Source organism: Terrimonas ginsenosidimutans (assembly GCF_022012415.1).
Lineage (GTDB): Bacteria > Bacteroidota > Bacteroidia > Chitinophagales > Chitinophagaceae > Terrimonas_A > Terrimonas_A ginsenosidimutans.
In genome coordinates this window covers 24,956-44,347 of record NZ_JAKLTR010000021.1, presented here as the reverse complement: position 1 = coordinate 44,347, position 19,392 = coordinate 24,956, and the positions used below count along the sequence as shown (strand labels likewise).

General features: G+C 45.8%; 17 protein-coding genes. All 17 read right to left on the bottom strand.

Annotated elements, in window-relative coordinates; translation table 11 throughout:
• Position 1 precedes the first annotated feature (1 nt).
• Positions 2 to 3,604 (bottom strand): BamA/TamA family outer membrane protein, encoded by a 3,603-nt coding sequence (locus LZZ85_RS24315; protein ID WP_237876201.1) that lies wholly within the window; start codon positions 3,602 to 3,604, stop codon positions 2 to 4.
• A 25-nt stretch (positions 3,605 to 3,629) separates the two neighbouring features.
• Positions 3,630 to 4,487, bottom strand: coding sequence for an SdiA-regulated family protein (locus tag LZZ85_RS24310; RefSeq protein WP_237876200.1), 858 nt, complete (start codon positions 4,485 to 4,487; stop codon positions 3,630 to 3,632).
• Complete coding sequence (ppk1, locus tag LZZ85_RS24305) at positions 4,484 to 6,517, bottom strand: polyphosphate kinase 1 (protein ID WP_237876198.1); 2,034 nt, start codon at positions 6,515 to 6,517, stop codon at positions 4,484 to 4,486. The genes LZZ85_RS24310 and ppk1 overlap by 4 nt, the downstream gene beginning before the upstream one ends.
• A gap of 59 nt (positions 6,518 to 6,576) precedes the next feature.
• The gene (locus LZZ85_RS24300; protein ID WP_237876197.1) at positions 6,577 to 7,800 is read right to left on the bottom strand and encodes a Pycsar system effector family protein; all 1,224 of its coding nucleotides are present in this window, start codon (positions 7,798 to 7,800) and stop codon (positions 6,577 to 6,579) included.
• Positions 7,801 to 8,110: 310 nt separating this feature from the next.
• The gene (locus tag LZZ85_RS24295; protein WP_237876196.1) at positions 8,111 to 8,467 is read right to left on the bottom strand and encodes a cupin domain-containing protein; all 357 of its coding nucleotides are present in this window, start codon (positions 8,465 to 8,467) and stop codon (positions 8,111 to 8,113) included.
• 139 nt (positions 8,468 to 8,606) lie between these two features.
• Positions 8,607 to 9,254, bottom strand: coding sequence for an alpha/beta hydrolase (locus tag LZZ85_RS24290; protein WP_237876195.1), 648 nt, complete (start codon positions 9,252 to 9,254; stop codon positions 8,607 to 8,609).
• A gap of 70 nt (positions 9,255 to 9,324) precedes the next feature.
• The gene (locus tag LZZ85_RS24285) at positions 9,325 to 10,263 is read right to left on the bottom strand and encodes a ring-cleaving dioxygenase (RefSeq protein ID WP_237876193.1); all 939 of its coding nucleotides are present in this window, start codon (positions 10,261 to 10,263) and stop codon (positions 9,325 to 9,327) included.
• Positions 10,264 to 10,600: 337 nt separating this feature from the next.
• On the bottom strand, positions 10,601 to 11,140 hold the full coding sequence (locus LZZ85_RS24280; RefSeq protein WP_237876192.1) for a YceI family protein: 540 nt from the start codon (positions 11,138 to 11,140) through the stop codon (positions 10,601 to 10,603).
• A 44-nt stretch (positions 11,141 to 11,184) separates the two neighbouring features.
• On the bottom strand, positions 11,185 to 11,658 hold the full coding sequence (locus LZZ85_RS24275; RefSeq protein WP_237876191.1) for a Dps family protein: 474 nt from the start codon (positions 11,656 to 11,658) through the stop codon (positions 11,185 to 11,187).
• Positions 11,659 to 11,690: 32 nt separating this feature from the next.
• Positions 11,691 to 13,076 carry an alginate export family protein gene (locus LZZ85_RS24270; protein ID WP_237876190.1) on the bottom strand — a complete coding sequence of 462 codons (1,386 nt, stop codon included), beginning with the start codon at positions 13,074 to 13,076 and terminating at the stop codon, positions 11,691 to 11,693.
• A gap of 6 nt (positions 13,077 to 13,082) precedes the next feature.
• Positions 13,083 to 13,517, bottom strand: a complete 435-nt coding sequence (locus LZZ85_RS24265; RefSeq protein WP_237876188.1) for a DoxX family protein — start codon at positions 13,515 to 13,517, stop codon at positions 13,083 to 13,085.
• A gap of 17 nt (positions 13,518 to 13,534) precedes the next feature.
• Positions 13,535 to 15,307 carry an amidohydrolase gene (locus tag LZZ85_RS24260; protein WP_237876187.1) on the bottom strand — a complete coding sequence of 591 codons (1,773 nt, stop codon included), beginning with the start codon at positions 15,305 to 15,307 and terminating at the stop codon, positions 13,535 to 13,537.
• Between the two features lie 113 nt (positions 15,308 to 15,420).
• Positions 15,421 to 16,122 carry a hydrolase gene (locus tag LZZ85_RS24255; RefSeq protein WP_237876186.1) on the bottom strand — a complete coding sequence of 234 codons (702 nt, stop codon included), beginning with the start codon at positions 16,120 to 16,122 and terminating at the stop codon, positions 15,421 to 15,423.
• Positions 16,123 to 16,344: 222 nt separating this feature from the next.
• Positions 16,345 to 17,106 carry an MBL fold metallo-hydrolase gene (locus LZZ85_RS24250; protein WP_237876185.1) on the bottom strand — a complete coding sequence of 254 codons (762 nt, stop codon included), beginning with the start codon at positions 17,104 to 17,106 and terminating at the stop codon, positions 16,345 to 16,347.
• A gap of 147 nt (positions 17,107 to 17,253) precedes the next feature.
• Positions 17,254 to 17,781, bottom strand: coding sequence for a DsbA family protein (locus tag LZZ85_RS24245; protein WP_237876183.1), 528 nt, complete (start codon positions 17,779 to 17,781; stop codon positions 17,254 to 17,256).
• 11 nt (positions 17,782 to 17,792) lie between these two features.
• On the bottom strand, positions 17,793 to 18,263 hold the full coding sequence (locus LZZ85_RS24240) for a peroxiredoxin (RefSeq protein ID WP_237876182.1): 471 nt from the start codon (positions 18,261 to 18,263) through the stop codon (positions 17,793 to 17,795).
• A 248-nt stretch (positions 18,264 to 18,511) separates the two neighbouring features.
• Positions 18,512 to 19,384 (bottom strand): helix-turn-helix domain-containing protein, encoded by an 873-nt coding sequence (locus LZZ85_RS24235; RefSeq protein ID WP_237876181.1) that lies wholly within the window; start codon positions 19,382 to 19,384, stop codon positions 18,512 to 18,514.
• Positions 19,385 to 19,392: the final 8 nt, after the last annotated feature.

Sequence of the window (19,392 nt, the reverse complement as noted above, 5' to 3'; positions counted from 1 at the left end):
CTTAAAACCGAAGTCCCATCGTAAAATAGGGATACCATCCTTCTGACGAGTTTCCCATCACAAAGCTCAGGGAAAGCATCGATGCTGGTGCAAAATAAATACCACCTCCTACTCCGCTATGCCATTTGCTGGAATTGTCAGGGTTTTGCCAAACACGACCCACATCCCAGAAGCCTGTAATGCCAAACTGGCCGGGGAGGATATAGTTGACCAGGTCCGCCAGTTTGATACGCAGTTCAAGGTTATTATAAAAGCTGTGCTGACCGGCAAAGCGGAACTGGCGGTATCCCAGCAGGTTTTCCTGACCGCCGAGAAAAGCGGATTGGTAGAAAGCCGTTTTGCCCAATGTCACCGTTCCGCCAAAACGCTCCGCAAGGATAATGGTCGCCCGGCGGTTCAGATTTTTATACAGCGCCACTTCGGGGATCAGCTGAACAAAATCCTTCGCATACATCCCCATTCCTTTATACGCCTGCAGACGGATATTGATAAATGAGCCCCACTGCGGGATCACTTTATTATTGCGGTTATCATTTACATAGGTCATGACCACCCCCAGATGCAGTTTTTTCTGATCCAGTGTTAAGCTGTCATAAGAACCCACTTGCGCGGTATTGCTGATAAAGCGCCCGGCGTTGTCATCCGCATCAAATGTGTAATAATAAGCTGAAGGTCCGACACTGAATGCAGAGCCTTTTGCACCTCTCCAGCGGAATGCCGGATCCAGCTGATAAGTACTGAACCGGGTTCTGTAAAAACGGATATCTGATGTTTTACGGTCATATTCCGTTTCATTTCCCCTTCCAAAATAGTTCATCGTATTGTTCGGCGCCCTGATCAAAGCCTGCAATGTGATATCTGCTTTGCCCGCCGCCTGGATCCATTCAGCATTATATTTTACGCGGTACGCTTTCGTAGAGAATGAATGACCTGCCAGCAACTGATGCATGCTGCTATATGGATACTTACGGAAGCCTTCCTGTTTCAGCAACCTGAATCCACCGCCAAAAATAAATCCATCATCCACGTTAACGCCTAACACCACCAGGGGAATCCAGGTATTATAAAGATTAACTGGCGTGAACGCGGTATTCAGGCTATCATTTGAAATATGTTTCTTCAGGGAGGAAACATTCCCCGTATACACAGAGCCGTTATCCCGGTCATATAAACGAACCGTTTTGTTAGCTTCAACAACATTATAGCTTTTCTGATCATTACCCCCTATCAACCGCAGTTTGATCTTTGATGATTTATTATCGATCAGTATACTATCTTTTCCTGCACCGATAAACAAACGGATTTCCCTGGTAAGATCAGGTGAAAATGTCTTATTCATCAGCTCAGCCTTCACTACTCCTTCTTTGTCGATCTTATTGATGCGTACATTCAATCCGCCATCCTCAGCATCTTTGATCTCCACAAATTCATTTTTATCGCTTGTGCGGATATCAACGATCTTATGGATGAAATCATAATACTCAAGCATTGCTTCCGGCAGGCGCTCGCGGCGTGATCTTAATTTACTCAGCAATACGTCATGGCGGAGATCATAGCTTGGCTTCGGCAAGCGCAGTAAGCCTGCTTCCAGCACTGAGTCTGTTACCTGGCCGGCAAATTTTTCAGCCTGCTTTTTCCATTCGTCGCGGGTGAATTGCATTTCAGGATATGCATTCACAAACCGGGTTTTAAAAAGCACCCATTTTACATGGCTGAGTTTTGAATCGAAGTCGCGAAGCGTAGGCAATATAAATCCTGACGACGCAAGTTTGGGCAACAATCCCTGTGTAAGATGCAGCACCTGGTCACGGTCACGTGGTATGCCTGCATATGTTTTTTCTTTTCCTTTCTCTGTATCGAACCAACGCCACTGATCTTCATGCCTGTCCCAATCACCCAGCAGGGCATCGAGCATACGCGCACGAAGGAGTTCCTTTGCCTGGATGGTATTGTCATTATCCTTTTGCAGGTTCTTCTTCATCTTCTCGGAATTATCCGATTCTCCTAATGGCTCACGTTCTTCAAACAACACGATCATATTGGCAAATGTGCGTTGATAGATGCCGAGGTTTTTATCGGGAGATAAAACGCCGATCACCGGATTTGCATGTGGCACTTTCACCGCGTTTGCTATAGGCGGAACGATCAACGCAGAGAAAGGATGTTGTGCACTCGTTACATCATCCAGCCAGTCGCGCGCAAATGTGCTGCGAAGCTCCGGAGGCAGTAGTCCATCCGGGATCTTCTCAACGCTTCTGATCACCCATTCCTTGCCGGTAGGATCGGCTACACGAAGTGACTTCGATTGCATACCGCCGCCAAGTTGCAAAGGTTTTAATCCACCATACATTTCAGAGATGCGCAGTACCGGAAGATTTGTAGGAGCAGCCCATTCCTTCCGGTAATTCTCACCAAACAGAAAACGATGAAATCCTCCGGGTTTGTCATAGGAAGGACGAACCTGCACCGTCATGCTATCAGCTGTGATCACCTTTCCGGCAAGTTCCACTTCGGGTGTAACAGCGGTAAACGGCATTGAATAAGTATATGCCGTCTTCACCGCATCATTTTCATAAATATAGAACGTGAACCGGAGGCTGTTATCCAGCATCTGATCAACGGTTACGTATCCCTGTGTAGCATCCGCAAAAAGAGAGTTCCGTCCCTTTTTAACAGCAGTATGTTTAGCTCCCGCGCCGCTAACCACCTGAAGGCGGTCAGTTTTGATCAATTGCAGGCCATGTTCATGCCCAGCGGCATAAACAACATTGGGAAAATCACCGAATACTTTTGTAACTCTCTTTGCCAGGTCTCTGTAAAGGGGATGTTTGAGATCTTCCGGATTTGAAAAGGTTGACCGTAGAAAAGGGTATAATGAGCCAATAACGGGTAAGGGGATGTAAAGGTTCTTGCTCGCTACTGTTAATGGGAAAATATGATCTTTTATAGTATACTTGCCTCCATGCACTCCATAACTGGCAAAAGGATGATGTGATGCCAGGATCACCATCTTATCACGATTCCGGTATCTTAGTTCTTCAAGTTTTGCGACAACATCTTCGCGCGACTGGCAATCGCATTCTCCATCTTCATTTTTTTTATCAAAGGGATAGAGCCACCATTCGCTGTCATAGGCGATCACGACAAGTTTATCGGTGAGATTGATCGCTACAGGATCAGGGCAACCGTTTGGAGGAATCATTTTCAATAAGGAATCTCCAAGCTGATCGAGATACTGCCATTGAAGTTTTATTTTGGCAAGGCCATTAGGGCCGGATTTATCCCAGTCATGGTTACCCGGTACAAAATACACAGGCGCTCCTTTCGAACGCATAGGTTCGTATTGTGAACGCAGGATATCGATCGTTCCCTGAACCTTGCCGCTACCCGGCAGTTCCATTCCTTTCGGGTAAATATTGTCGCCGAGATAGAATACACTTGTCTTTCCCGGCAGCACGTGTGCTGACGCATGTTGCAGTGCTTTCTGCTGTTCCTTATTCAGCTCACCCGCATCCCCCACCAGGATCACGCGGTACCTGACGCTATCCTGTGCAGACAAAAAGGTTGTTGCCAGTAGCGCGGTTAAAAAAAATAGTTGTCTCATAATGCAGTTGATTTTGTTGGTTCGGCTATGGCGTCAATCGTTGGAACTTCAGGATATTCCCGGCAGAAATATCGTCTCCCTCATTGGAGATATACAGATTGCCTGCGGAGTCAAATGCAATGCCCTCGGGCTGATTGAAGGTATTTCCATTTAACGGGTATGCCACTTTCACTTTCCAGTTCTCATCAGTGATCACGAGCAGATTATGGACCGCAGAAACGATGAACCATTCCCGTGTTACTGGATTCTTTGCTATTGCCGAAGGACGAAGGCCTTTCTTGACCTTTCCCGAAAAAGGTTTGATCGGATCAACATCAATATTGAACTGTCCCGCAAACACCAGCGAATCGCTGTCGGCCCGGTAGATATACCCTGTTACGTTATCGTTGTTATCGATTGTGCAGTTCTTACACAACAGGTAAAGTTTTCCGGAGATCTCATCACCATACATTCCTTCGTATTCGCCTTCCGGCAGCAATTTCTGGTATTCCTTTACACTATCGATCTCGTCATAGATCGCATCAGTGAATGGGAAAGAAAAAAGGGATCCGTTACTTTTCAGTATGATCACTTTATCTCTCAGGATTGAAACATCTTCATAGTCGCCGCTCTTCCAGAATTTACCATGGAATTGCTTTTTGTTTCCCCATGCCAAGCGGAACAGCTTTCCTTCTTCATCCTGGATGGCATAGATCGTATCAGCGATCCCTTTATTGAAAGCGATGCCGGAGATCTCGAGTAAGCTTTCCGGCATGGCAAAGCGTTCGGGTTTGTTCAGGTTATACTCTTTCGGCGTTTTGCCTTCGGATTCTTCTGACGAACAGCTATTGATCAGTAATATCAATGCGGCCGCTACAAACAAGCTTTTAAAACGACGTATCATGCTTCCATTTTTTCGGGTAAAACAGTTTGGGTTTGATCAGAAAGCCACTGGTAGATGGCTTCCTGCGAGCGTACTGGTGGTTGATCATCTTTCACTGGCTTGTTGCTTTGTGTCGCATCGATCCAAACAGCCTGTACATTATCCTGCCATTGCAGTGAGACGATATGCAGAAACTGTTCTTTCAGCGCGGGATCATATACAGGAAAGCAAACTTCAATGCGGCGGTAAATATTCCTGTTCATCCAATCTGCGGAACCAAGAAACAATTCTGGCTGTCCGTCATTGTGGAAAACGAACACACGTCCATGTTCCAGATAGCGGTCAACAATGCGCTTTACAGATATATTACTGCTCTGGCCTTCTATACCGGGCACCAGGCGGCAAATACCTCTGACGATGAGCCGTACCTCTACACCTGCGTTTGATGCTTCATATAGTTTCCGGATCATCACTTCCTCCTCCAGGTTGTTCATCTTGATCAATATGGAAGCGGGGCGGCCTTGCTTTGCATGAAGGATCTCACGATCAATCAATCCCAGGAAGGCTGATTGCAGGTTGAATTGGGCTACCAGTAAATGCTTGAACGGGATCTGATCGGCCGCATCAGGCTTTTTTCTTTTACTGAGAAAACCGAACAGCAGTTCCATTTCCTGCAACATAGGCTGGAAGGCTGTAAGTAAAATATGATCTGTATAGAAACGCGCTGTAGATTCATTCAGGTTGCCCGTGGCCAGTAAACCTGCATAAGGATGTGTTGGGTGCTCCCTTTTGATCAGCGCGATCTTAGCATGAACCTTCAATGCGTTAATGCTGTATATGATCTTTACGCCGGCAGCTTTCATTTTCTTTGCCCAGCGTATATTATTTGCTTCGTCAAATCTTGCTTTTAGCTCTACCAGCACTGTTACCGCCTTGCCATTCTTTGCGGCACTGATCAGCGCCTGTGCTATGCGGGAATCACTGGCAACCCTGTATAAAGTTGTATATACTTCTTTAACAGAAGGGTCTATCGCTGCCTCATTAAAAAAACGAAGAACGGTACTATATGACTGATAGGGCGCATGGATCATCAGATCTCCTTCGGACAGCTGCTCCAGCAAACGCATTGAATGATCCGGCCGTACTGAAGCAGCGGGCCACGCGGGATAACTGATACCGGCGCCGGACAATGGCAATGCTGCAAGATCTTTCAGGTTATGATGCCGGCCGCCTTCTACCACTGATGCCTTGCGAAGATTGAAACGATCTACAATATGCTGCAGATGACGCAAAGGAATTCCCGGTTCGTATAAAAAACGTGTAGCAAATCCTTTATCGCGCTTAGCCAATTGCTTTTCGATCTTCTCCGCGATGTCTTCTTCATATTCATCCTCCAGGTCCAGTTCAGCATCACGCGTGATCTTCAGATTCCATGAGCCTTTTACTACTTTTCCGGGGAAAAGACAGCTGAGATTATGTTTGATCACATCTTCAAGGAAAACGATGTATTGACCAACCTTCCAAAATCTGGGCACCTGGTTATAAGGTATATTGATCATATACAATTCTTCGTCACCGTCGGTTGATTGCACAGCCGCCGTCAGATAAAGCAAATTATTCTCCGGAAAAAAATCTTCCTTTCCCGAAAGAAGAAATGGTTGCAGAAAACCGGCAACCTGTGTATAAAAATATTCAATAGTGTCCGCATGCAGCTGTTCCGGTATCGGCTCATTGTATAATAAATGATAACCGGCTTTCTGTAATTCAGGAAGTATTTCTTTTTGCAAAAGATAGCCAAAGTACTCCTGTTGCCTGTTAATGGTATTCGTTGCTTCAGCGATCAAAGAATCACTGAGGTCTCCTTTATTGATCCGTTGCAGTGCCATCATGGCCGGTACACGTACACGATAAAACTCATCGAGGTTGGAGGAGTATATAGACAGAAACCTGATACGTTCAAACAAGGGCACAGTTTCCCTGGCCGCTTCTGCGAGCACTCTGCCGTTGAAAGAAAGCCAACTAAGGTCTCTATCGAAAAAAACCGAATTCAAAACTTACAATTAAAAATTAAAAAAACGTCAGTGCCTGGGATTAACCGGTATGTCAACCACTAAAAGAAAATCGCGGCGATCATGAATGCCAGTACAGATACCACAATTCCATACATAAACACGTTGTAACCTGCTCGCAGCAACCTGTATTTGCGGCCCAGCACAACTCCCTGCGAATACACATCGCGGGTAAGGCTGCCGTAAAGAAAATCGCGGTCATTCATCATTTCCTGCATTCCTTTATTGTACTCATCGTAACTCATCCTGTAAAAGTTTCCAAAGAACAGCAGATTTACTTTCTTTTCATCGATTTCCTTTTGTGTAAAAATGCCGGGAGGTATGGCGGGCCGTGTGGCCAGGATTGAACAGACCATCGTCACCACACACACTACCAGCAACAATAAAGTTGGGATGATCAGGTTCTGATTGTCTTCCAGCTTGCGGAGCAGTACACTGAGCAGTACTGACAGAATGATCGAGGTCGTAGTGATCATGATATTCGCCTTATTATCGGCCATATCACTTAATCGCTGATGATTCTGAGAGCTGATCCTGAACATGGTTTCGATGCCACGTTCAGGCCTTTCAACTTTGGCTTTTTTAGGTTCCCCTTGCGGCTTGGGAACATTCACGGCTTTAGGAACCGGCTGCGCCGTTGTAACGGAAGTGGCTGATTCTTCAATTTCGCCGGCCTCTTTATCTTTTAAGCGCTGAAGGTTTTCCGTTTTCTTTCCGGTAAGAAGGGATTTCCCGTAATCGGTTTGAAAGTGATGTGCCTGGAAAAGACGGATAGTACTTTGCCGCCATTCGTGTTTGGAGATCTTACGCTGCATTCTCCATTCTGCTTCCTTGCGCATCTTTTTATTCTGCTCCGGGAATTCATCTGTACCGAGATGAAAAAGGTCTGCATCACACACGATCTGCTCTAGCAGGTTTTTCGGCGTTTGTGGCAAACAAGTTGCCATAATACAATTGGATACGGCGTGAATGATGGTTTCATCCACCCCTTTTCCCTGCAGAAAAGCTGCGGCGATCTCTGTTCCGCGGAGTTCATGATCGGTCGCTCCATTTACATAATAGCCGGTGTCATGAAACCAGGCTGCGGTGGTGACGATAAAAAAGTCTTTATCATCGAGCTGGTAGTGCCTGGCCAGCAAGCCGGCATTTGTTACCACCCTTTCAGTATGTGAAAGGTTGTGATAAGTAAATCCATCATTTTCGTGCAACTGAAAAAAGTGGGTCACTTCCTGTTTAACCTCGTCGAGCAATTGGGCATAATTCATATATCGCTTTTTTCTACTTGGGTGCATAGAAACAAGGTTACCTGCAAAACTAACTGGCGTCGATTGCAGGCACAATGGATAAACAACTGGATTAGTTGTACATTTTACCTGCGTTTTCTACCTGTTCTTATAGTGTGCTGCTACTGTAACCGAGAAGTATAGAATAAAAGTACGCCGAATGGGACTATCAAACAAGGAGTTAGGACGGATTTCATTTACCGCAGTCAGTTGGCCGTGGTCCGGCCTTCCTGTGAGCAGATAAAGATATGCTGACGCAAACCCGCAATGAGGTTTTTATCCTTCAGCTCCGTTACTGATCAAGAGTGATAAACACTGATTTCCGGACGGCGGGAATGATATTGCGGGTGCGGTGACCGAAACCGGAGACGTCTTCCAGCAGCAAAACATCGCCCCCACGGAATCTTCTTTTGAAACCAAGCGATGTTTCGATCTCGATCTCACCGTCCAGTAAGATCAGGTACTGACGTTGCGGTGCAGTGTGAAAATCATAATCATAAGACGGAATCACTTCCCTGAAGATCACTGATCCCACGGGAAAAGGAACTGACAGTTTCCCGATCTCCCCATTATCCCGGAGCTGGATTTCCTGATCCTCAAAATGTGAATGACCGTTCGTGTCGGAATAGATGCGGGTGATGGGGAACATGGAGGTTGAAAGTTTAAAGGTTTAAAAGTTTAAAGGTTTGGCAAGTTTGGGGAGTTTGGGAGGTTTGGGAGGTTTGAGTCCAGCATGTAAAGGCTAATGAAACCTCCTAAACCTCCCAAACCGTTAGACTTTTAAACATTTAAACTTTTAAACTTTCATCCCTCTCTCCCTGCCGGTTGAACACCCATTGGTTCGCCAGCCTCAGCTCTTCTCCTGAGATCGTGTGTCCCATAAAAGGATAGATCTTCTCATTCACAGAGGCGTTCATCTTTCTGAGAATAGCGGTTGTAGACAACACTCTATCTACAGGCACATGTGGGTCTGGATCACTGGTGCCGATAAAAACAGGTGTTTTTCCGAAATCCCCTTTATAATTTTCTTCATAGACCCTGTCGCCGATCAGTCCGCCGGTAAAAGCTACCGCTCCACCCCATTGAGTGGCATTGCGGGTAATATATTCGAGCGTAAGACAGGCCCCCTGGGAGAATCCAAGGAAGTAAATATCCTTCTTTTTAAACCCGGCACTTACTGCATGTTTCACGGTTTCATCCAATGCATCCAACGCTTCCGAAAGAGAAGGCTCGTTCTTCTTTGGCTCGGCCAGGAAAGAATAGGGATACCATGTGTATTGAGAAGCCTGCGGAGCCAACAATGCAAATCCATCGATCTCAAGATGTGGGGCCAGCGTAAGTATATCGCTTGCCGTTCCACCCCGGCCATGTACCATGATCAACACTTTCGATGCAGTGTCAAGACTCTCTCCGGCTGAAACTATCTGTGTTTTCATTTTGATGCTTTTGTTATATGGAATTGCAGTCCGTTCACCGGTGAAAGCCGGTGAACGTTCTGCAACCTGCTTAGTCAACCAAAACCGGTAATACTTTTTCTATCTCTTTCCGGCGGGCTTCATACTGTGCCGGCAGTTTCAGATTTTTTCCCAATTCACTCACTTCTTCATCCACCGCGAATCCCGGATTATCTGTAGCCAGCTCAAATAACACGCCACCTGGTTCACGGAAATACAGTGAGAAGAAATAGTTACGATCAATTTTCGGCGTGATATGATGTCCCGCCGCAACGATCTTTTCTCTGAAAGCCATCAACACCTCATCATTCTTTACTCTGAAAGCTACGTGGTGATTTGTTCCTGCGGCATTCAGGCCTGGGGTTCCATCGGGTTCTTCGATCAGATCGACTACTCCGCCATCTTCAACAGCGGTGGTAATAAACCGGTAACGGTTTCCTTCCTGTTTCAGCAACGTATATCCGAAGATATCGGTCAGGATCTTTGCTGTTGCGTCAACATTCTTCAATGTCAGAACGATACTGTGGAAACCCCGTGTTGCCTCGCTTGTACCCACAGCGTCTGTTGTCCATGGGGCACGTGCATCTTCTTTACCGGGAATGATCAGGTTCAATTTCAATCCGTCAGGGTCCTGGAATGGCAGTAGTATTTCACCAAATCGTTCGGTTATTTCCCCTTGCTTAACCTTTTTATCCGTCAAACGATTTTTCCAGAACTCCAGGCTACCTGCAGGTACAGAATATCCGATCTCTGTAGCCATTCCTGTGCCGGTATAACCAGGCCTGATTCCTTCCCATGGGAAGAAGGTCAGGATCGTACCGGGAGCGCCGGTTTCGTTTCCGTAATAGAAATGGTAGGTGCCGGGGTCATCAAAGTTGACGGTTTTTTTAACCAGTCTCAGGCCGAGGACAGATGTATAAAAATTATGATTGCGTTTGGCATCACCGGCGATCGCCGTGATATGATGCAAGCCCAATATTTTGTTTTCCATATAAACTCCTTTTGTTTTTGATTGAGGATCAATTGTTTCAAATCCTTCACAAATGTCAGGGTAAAATGGGTGGCGGGCAATGTAGGATTTACTGATAGTGATGTATAAATCCCTGAAACGGGCTGGTGTAGGAGATCGTTGAATCGTTGATTCGTTGTCCGTTGACCGTTGTCCGTTGACCGTTGTCCGTTGACCGTTGTCCGTTGACCGTTGACCGTTAGTAAGCGGTCGTTAGCGCTCTCTTCGCTTGATCATACTTTCGAATGGCGAAAAATTCGACGAAGTATTCCGGTCAACGGTCAACGGACAACGGACAACGATGCAACGATTCAACGATTCACGAAATTCGCAGCAACTGCACATCCCCGTGCAATTTCACTTCATCAGCGATCATCACCCCGAATTTATCGATCACCTGGTTCCAGCTGATCTTGAAATCCTGGCGATTGAATACGGCATCCATTTCAAATCCGGCTTTTGAATTGCCCATGGGATCCGCAGATAGGCCGAGCAGTATTACGTTGAACCCGATTGGCTGTGTGACATCTTTAATGGTAAGCTCGCCATTTACTTGTATATGGTCGGCATGAGCAGTAACAGAGGTGGACCGGAAGCCGATCGTGGGATATCTTTTTGTATCAAAAAAGTCCGCGGAGCGCAAATGATTATCACGCTCTTCGTTTCCCGTATAAATGGAATTGGCATAGATCGTTAAGCGGATCTCGCATGCGCTGAAATCCTCCTCTTTGGTAATGACAGATCCTTCAAATTCTGTGAACCATCCTGACACGGCGGTAAGCATCAGGTAGCGGACCCCGAAGCGGAGCCTTGTGTGCACAGGATCGATCATCCAGATCATAGAATTTTGCTCATCCATACCCGGCGAAATTATAATAGAGTTGTCAATATTCTTGAATTGTTTTATACCAGGTGCGCACGAAGCATCCAGGCCATCTTCTCATGTTTTTCCATCAGGCCGGTAATAAAATCACTCGTTCCCGCATCATGCAACTCATTCGCAAAACGGTTGATGTTCTGACGTAACCGGATGATCAGGCTTTCATGATCCGCCAGCAGTTCTGTAATGAAACCAATCCCGTCATTCTTACTTCCTGATTTGCCTGTCAGATGCGTGAGCGCCTGAAACTCCGGTAAGGTTGCCGGTGCATAGTGACCCAGCACGCGGATCCTTTCGGCCACATCATCCATCACTTCATCCAGTTGTTCATACTGTTCTTCGAAGAATTTGTGCTTGTTGTAAAAGTCAGGACCTTCCACGTTCCAGTGTGCATTACGCGTCTTCGTATACAATACAAATTCGTCTGCAAGAAATACACTCAATGAATGAGCAATCTCTGAAATAAACTCCTGTTTGATGCCAATGTTCGTTTGCATGATCGTTGATTTTATTTAATTAGAAATGGTTTTTAAAATTTGAACTGTACAGTTGCGCCAGCCATTAAAATATCTTTCCCTGCTCCTGACTGCTTCAGGTAACCGCCTGCATTGAACCAGGTAAATTCCCCACGCAGGTTCAAAAACTGGTTTGGTGTGTACACTAACGCTGTCCCCAATTGCTGGCCAATATGCTTCGCACTCACTCCTGCGGGGTAAATGATCTGCACATTCGGACCATAAATTCCGTCTTCAATACTTTTCCTCCAGAAAACATCATAGTCCGTTTGCCAGGAAAGATCCTTTGCAACGGCAAGTTCGATATACGGATGTATATCGAGCAGGTTCGAGGGGCCGATCAAAGCCGCTAAACCAAAATAAGCGCCTTTTGGGAACAACGGATTGAATGTATTCAGGCGACCGTCGCCGGTTTGCCTATCCCCGCTGATAATTTCTGCTTTCAATCCAAGTACGGGTTTCATCTTTGAAGACGGGAAGGTATGCGAAACATTGGCAGAAGCAGTCCAGGCAGATATTGTATGCTGTCCGAACCCGCCCCATTGATACACACCTTCAAGATCATATTGCCAGTTCGTTTTGTTCTGCCAGATCCGCGTGCCGACTGAATGACGAAGTTCGGTCGCACTTCCGTCAACAAATAAAGCACTCCTTTTCCGGATCCCGAGATAATACAGGTCAATATTTTGTAGCGCCCTGACTTTATTACGCGTCAGATATGCACCCCAAAGCCTGATATCATCATTCACTCCATCGTTAAATATACCTTTCTTCGCCTGAACGTAATATGTGTAGAACATATCCAACTGGTATAGTTCGTTCTTCCATGAAGTCTTCAACCCGTCGAATGACTGACGATTGTTTGGCAACTCTCTCACAGAGATCAAACGCTGTGATCCATAAGACATTTCCTGGCGGCCGAAACGCAGCAGCCAATTTCCACTACCGACCTTACTGTTAAAATCAGCAAATGCCTGGTGCAATTCCATTTCATTTTGTTCAACAGGGCTAAATGATGGTTTTCCACTTGCCAAACTGCTTTGCAACTGGGTAAACAAACGAAACTTTTTACCGGCGTGCAGGTCTGCATGAAAAAGATATCGCGACAAAACAAACCCATCTTTATCGCGCACCGCATCGCCCCAATCTTCATTTTTTAAATTGAAATACTGAATGCGGGCTTCGCCACCGATGCTTACGTAAGATGACCCGGCCGCAGAAAGCCGGGAATATTTCATCCGATGATACCAGTTGTCACTTGTGTCTTTTGAGAGATAGCTGTAATCTTCATCATACCTAAGCGCTTTAAATGGCTTCACCTGAGCCTGCAGCTGCGGCTGAATGAAAATGATCGCAAGCATTACACATAAGTACCGCTTTACTGTATTTTCCCGGATCATGATTGCTTAGTATGAAATTTTTTTGTTGATCAGATGATCTATCGAATACTTTCCCGGACCCAGGACGAGGATCAGTAAAAAAGAAACACTGTACATAAAAGGCATATCTTTTTCCAGCAATGAATCATTCCAGTGCAATACGAAGTATCCTGTCATTGTTACCGCCAGAATAGGCAAAGCGGCAAGACGGGTAAAGAAGCCTGATATGACCAATACAGGAAAGAACAGGTTCGCAGCAGTTGCAAAGTAGCTGTTCAACTGCTCGGGCAATCCTAACGGGTTAGGGATATTCTCTGCCTGTTCTACACCGACACCCAGTTTTTTTAATCCATGCGTAGTCATTAGCTGAACAGAGACCAGTATACGGAACACCAGCATTGTAAGATGAAATGAAGTAGCCGCCGGAAATACCGAAGTGATATGATAGATCGCCTTTTTCATTGAACAATTTTTATAGTTTATTTATCCTGGTAACCTCCGTAAAATTTCACCGGACTCCACGCAGGGATGACGGGTAATGGAGCAGGCGCGATCGATTGAAATGGACCTTTTCCATAAACGACCTTTCCGTCAACCAATGTCAGCGCTGCCGTAATTGTTTTGATCTCATCTGCAGGAATATTGAAATAGTCTTTATCCAGTATCACAAGATCCGCGAAGTAGCCGGCCTTGATCTTTCCTTTAACGTCATCTTCTCTGACCAGCGAATAGCCACCTGTGCTCATGAGGCGAAGTGCTGTTAAACGATCAATTGTATTCTCTTTTGCCATCACCTGCGTGTTGCCGACCGTTTTTCCGGTAGTGATCCAGTAGAGCGATACCCATGGATTGTAACTGGCCACACGTGTTCCGTCTGTTCCAAGCCCAACAGGGATCCCTAACTCGAGCATACGTTTTACCGGAGGAGATGCCAGTGCTGCTTTTTTGCCATAGCGATGAATAAAACTTTCTCCCTGGTAAGCCATCCTATGCTGGATAGCTATCCCTCCGCCAAGCGCTTTGACGCGCTTCAGATTCTCGTCGCTGATAGTTTCCGCATGATCGAACAGCCATACCAACCCATTTAAAGGAGTTTCCTTATTCACTGCTTCGATCACATCCAGGTCACGCGAGATGCTTTCATTGTAAGTAGCATGGATGCGGAAAGGCCAGCGGTTCTTTACAAGCAGCTGTATCACTGACTTAAGATTACTTTCCATTGATGCAGGCAGATCAGGCCTTGGGAAAAGAAAGTTCTCAAAGTCGGCTGCGTCTGCCACAAGGTTTTCTCCACCACCCGTTACGTGATAATCTACACCATTTACATCGTTGGATGCGGGATGATCAATATCCACCATATTTATCCATCTTTTATAGTCGGTCAGCTCGGTGCCTTTCTTTTGTGCAAAAAGAAAATAAGGAAGCCTTACAGTTATTTTACCGAGCTTATTCAGTGAATCGGTAATTGCATAGTCGTCCGGGAAGTTCTGAAAACCACCGCCGGCGTCCATTACGGCCGTTACGCCAAGCCGGTTGAGTTCTGTTATGTATTGAAGAGTTGAATTGATTTTTTCTTCATTGGTCAGCTCAGGCAGTTTTGCCAGCGTGGAATAAAGGATAAATGCATTCGGTTCTGCTACAAGCAAACCGGTTGGATTTCCTTCGCTGTCCTTCTCGATCAACCCGGCAACCGGGTTGGGCGTTTCGCCTGTGATGTTCAGTTTTTGAATGCCGGCTTTATTAAGCCATGCTTTTCCGTACAGGTAAAGAATAAAAGCGGGAACATCTCCAGTCGCTTCATTGATCTCCTGAATTGTCGGCAATCTCTTTTCTTCAAACTGGTATTCATTCCATCCGCCAATAACCCGCACCCATTGACCAGCCGGAGTACGTTCTGCCTGCTCTTTTAATAAAGCAAGGGCACGCTTAAGGGAGGTAACACCATCCCATCTCAGTTCTGTATTATAGAACCGGCCGCCTCTGATCACGTGCAAGTGACTATCAAATAAACCGGGGATCACTACGCGACCGCCGGCATCAATTACTTTCGTGTGTTTATTTTTTGTTGCCAGTACTGATGCTGTTGTACCTGCTACCAGTATTCTATTTCCTGAAATAGCAACGGCTTCTGCATTCATTTGCTGATCATCCAGCGTGGTCACTTTAGCATTGATGATGATCAGATCGGCCTTCTTTTGTGCAAAGATGGCCAGTGAAAAAAATGTAAAGAGTGTCAAAAGGGAAGCTTTCATGTCAGTCGAATTGAAAAGGGAAGTAAAAAGGGCGGCAAACACGGTTTATTCTAAGCCAATCATTATTTTGATCCATCCGTGTTTGCCGCCCTTGTTTAGTCTCAAAGAAGGGATTAGTGTTTCAGCATTTCATGCGCATACTGGATTCCTACGCCATAAGCTCCACCGTATTTTTTTACGAGGTCAGTAACGGCTTTATATGTTTCAGATCTTGCCCAGTCGCGCTGTAATTCCAGCAGGTACTGAATAGAAGTGATCGGTTTTACACCAGCCTGTATCATTCGCTGGATAGCCATTTCATGCGCTTCTTTGCTTACATCACCGCTTGCATCAGTGATCACATACACATCATAACCTTCAGCTTTTGCAGAGAGCGCAGGACCTACGATACATACGCCTGTCCAAAGGCCGGCGAGTACAATTTTCTTTTTACCTTTTCCCGTGATTGCTTTGTGTGCATTTACATCCTCCCAGGTATTCATGGTAGTTCTGTCAATGTAATTGGAAGTTGCCTGAGGGTAAACGTCCTGGATCTCTGTGAATACCGGGCCACTGAAAGATTTTTCCGCAACGGTTGTAACAACGGTGGGAACATTAAAGATCTTGGAAGCTCCGGCAACGATCGCGGTATTGTTTTTCAGGATCTCTGTCTCAATATTTTTAACCGCAAAAGCCATCTGGCTTTCATGATCGATCAATACCAGTGTATGATTCGTGGGATTCAATAAATCCGTAGAAGGTTTCTGTGCTTTAGCAGTAACTGAAAGTGTAGCGAGAATAGAGAGGGCTAATAATGCCTTGATAGTCTTTTTCATTTTGTGTGCTTTTAATTATGTGCTTGATGTTTGATTTCGATAGCACAAAACTAAAAGCCATACTGCAGGACGGCAATTGCTAAACTCTGGTAAACGTTGTATATATCATCGTTTGAGGTCCGTTGAGAGTGGAAAGCAGCCTGTTGTCCCGGAAAATGGGCCGAATACCGGTGGAGGTGACCGGTAGCCGGGAAAAAAGCAGGAGGGTGATGCAGGGGAACATCACTTCAGGATCTCTCCATCATCCGGCACAATGCATCTGCCGGACTGCCCTTCCTTTTCTATCGCTTTCCTCAACGTATCCCGTTTCAGATAGCAATGATTGATCGTTTCCATATGCACGCAGATGATCCTGGTGGCATTACTGTTCCGGCAAACAGATAATACATCATCTGCGGTCATGGTAATAGGCTCACCTTTATCGAACTGAGCTGCACCGGCATTCAGAATGATCGTATCTGGCTGGTATTGCAGGATGGCCTGGGCTACTTCATCACACCAGATGGTATCGCCTGCGACATATATACTTTCTTTGTTTCCCTGCAGGATAAATCCGGATACGGGCGCCATCATTGCGCCGATCTCGCCGGTTCCATGCTGCCCATCCGTACGGATGATCCGCAAGCCGCCGATGGTTGTTTCCTTGTCGATGCTTGTCACATTTGTATAGCCCTGCTCCAGCAACTTCGGGCGGTCCTGCGGCTGGCCGATCAATAGTTTGTCTTTAGGGACAAGGGAACGTGCCGCATCATCCCAGTGGTCATTATGTGTATGAGTGATGATCACGCCATCCACCGAATCAATGATCTCCGCCAATTCCGCCTCACTAACAGGAAGGTCCACCATAGGATTACGGATATTATTGCTGGTCCAGATGATCGGGTCCAGCGTATCCTTTTTTGCTAACAACGGATCTACAAGAAAACTTGAGCCGTCTATTTTAATCACAAGTGTAGCATGACGAAGAAGGCGGACCTGAGCCATGGGAGAGAATTTTGTACTGAAAGATTACCGTTAACAGGTCAAAGGTACAAATGTTTAAAAGTTCAATAGTTTGCCAGTTTTACCGCCTTTGAATTATCAAAAGCACTTGCAACTTGTAAACCGGCAGACTTCAAAAATTTTCGATCCTCACGCTTCCTTCAAACGGGAGTTCAGGAACGCGGCAAATGCTTCCGGCTCCCAGCTGCCTCCATACTTACGGCCATCCACAAAAAAGGTTGGTGTTCCATTCACACCACTTCTGACTCCACTTTCAAAATCCTCTTCGACAATGTCCATAAGGTCTGAGGACTCAAGATCGGTTTGGAACCGGGGAAGATCCAGGCCAATCTGCCGGGCATATTCCAAAAGATTTGATTTTTTAAGCTGCTCCTGGTTCTCAAAGATGATATCATGCATTTCCCAGTATTTCCCCTGCCTGGATGCTGCCTCGGCAGCCACTGCGGCAAGCCTTGCGTCCGGGTGTATCTCGGAAAGAGGAAAGTTGCGGAAGATGAACTTCAGTTTATCGCCTAAAGCTTCCTGCAGCTGTTTAACGATTGGATATGCGTGACCACAATGAGGACACTGATAGTCGCCGTATTCAACCAATTCGATTGCTGCCCCGGGGTTACCCTGGATATGATCCTGTTCTGACACAGGTGGCCTTAAAGACATAATTTGAGTTTTTATTTTTGTACAGTTGCATCCATTTGTTCAAGCGCATCGAGTATGCCATCAGCTCCTGGATTTACGCCGACGGGGGATAAATAACTCCAGCGGATAATCCCCTCCTCATCGATAACGAATAAGGCGCGTTTGCATTCACCCAATTTCTCGTCAAACACACCGTACTGATCAGCCACTGCTCCTTTTGGCTCAAAATCAGCGAGCAAAGGAAAATGAAGATTACGGTCTTTGCTGAAAGCAAGATGACACCATTTGCCATCAACAGAAATGCCGATCACTTCAGCATTATGCTTGTGAAAGAACCGAAGCGTTTCATTATATAAAGCCATCTGGTCGCCACAAACAGGGCTCCAGTCTGCCGGATAAAAAGCAAGGATCACACGCTTTCCTTTAAACTCGCTAAGAGATACTTTTTGATCTGGCGTTGAATACAATGTAAAGTCTGGGGCTGTTGTTCCGGGTGATAACATACGATCTTGTTTAAGAATTTTTTCTTCCCTGGTACAAAGATCTGACGAATGGATCTTACAATAAATGCATCAAACAGTTCTTTCCTTGTCAGATTAGCGCATCCCGGGATATTGCGTTAGAAATAGTCAAGTTTTATGCCGCATTGGGCAGCTGGCTTTGTTGATCTTCTTTAAGGAATTGTTGAGCGATATCTTTCAGTAAGGCAAACCTGCAGAAATCGGGAGACCCGCTTCACCAACAACATACGTTACGCCACCTGCAGGCTCTTTTTGAAGTCAGTGAAACTCAAACCGGACGCGTTCTTAAAAAACTTGCTGAAATGAGCCATATCATCAAAACCGAGATGATAGGCGACCTCTTTCATTGTCACGCCCGAATAGGCTGCCTGTCTTTTTGCTTCCAGGATGATCCGCTGCTGTATATGATGGCTTGCCGGAAAACCGGAAACTTTCTTCACCACCTCATTCAGATAATTTGGTGTAACAACAAGTTCATCGGCATAATCCGTCACCATTCTTTTGGTAGTGTAGTTCTTTTCAAGCGATGCAAGGAAACGGCGCATCAGGTCAATATTCTTTGACTGTGCCGGTTGCTGACTTGATTTTTCGAACTGCCTTGTAAGGTAGATCAGGAATATTTTGAGAAAGCCGCGCAGGATCTCCGACCGGAGGATATAAAAATTCGCGAACTCTTTCATCATCCGGTGGACCGTATCGTCCAATTCATCCGCAAGGTCTTTCTCTACTTTAATCACGGGAGATTGCGAGAACGTATTAAAAAGCCCGCTGCTGAAGAGGAGTTCAAGATTGGATTCTTCGGTGCCCATAAAGTCATTTGTAAAAGAAATGACATATCCTTCCGCATCGCCGTTCTGTTTGAGCAGATGAACCTGCCCCGGAGAGATACAATAGACAGTATTATCCTGCAATTCAAATTTATCCAGGTCGATCAAATGTACACCGGTCCCTTTTTTCACCCAGATCACCACATAGTAGTTGTGCCGGTGTGGGATCGCATTCTGCTGCCACCTGTTCTGCTCCAGCCACTCCATAGTATGGATCTCGAAGGGAACATTCGCTATAGATTTCCCGATCTCAAGTATAGGAGTTGTGGTTGACATCCGTACAA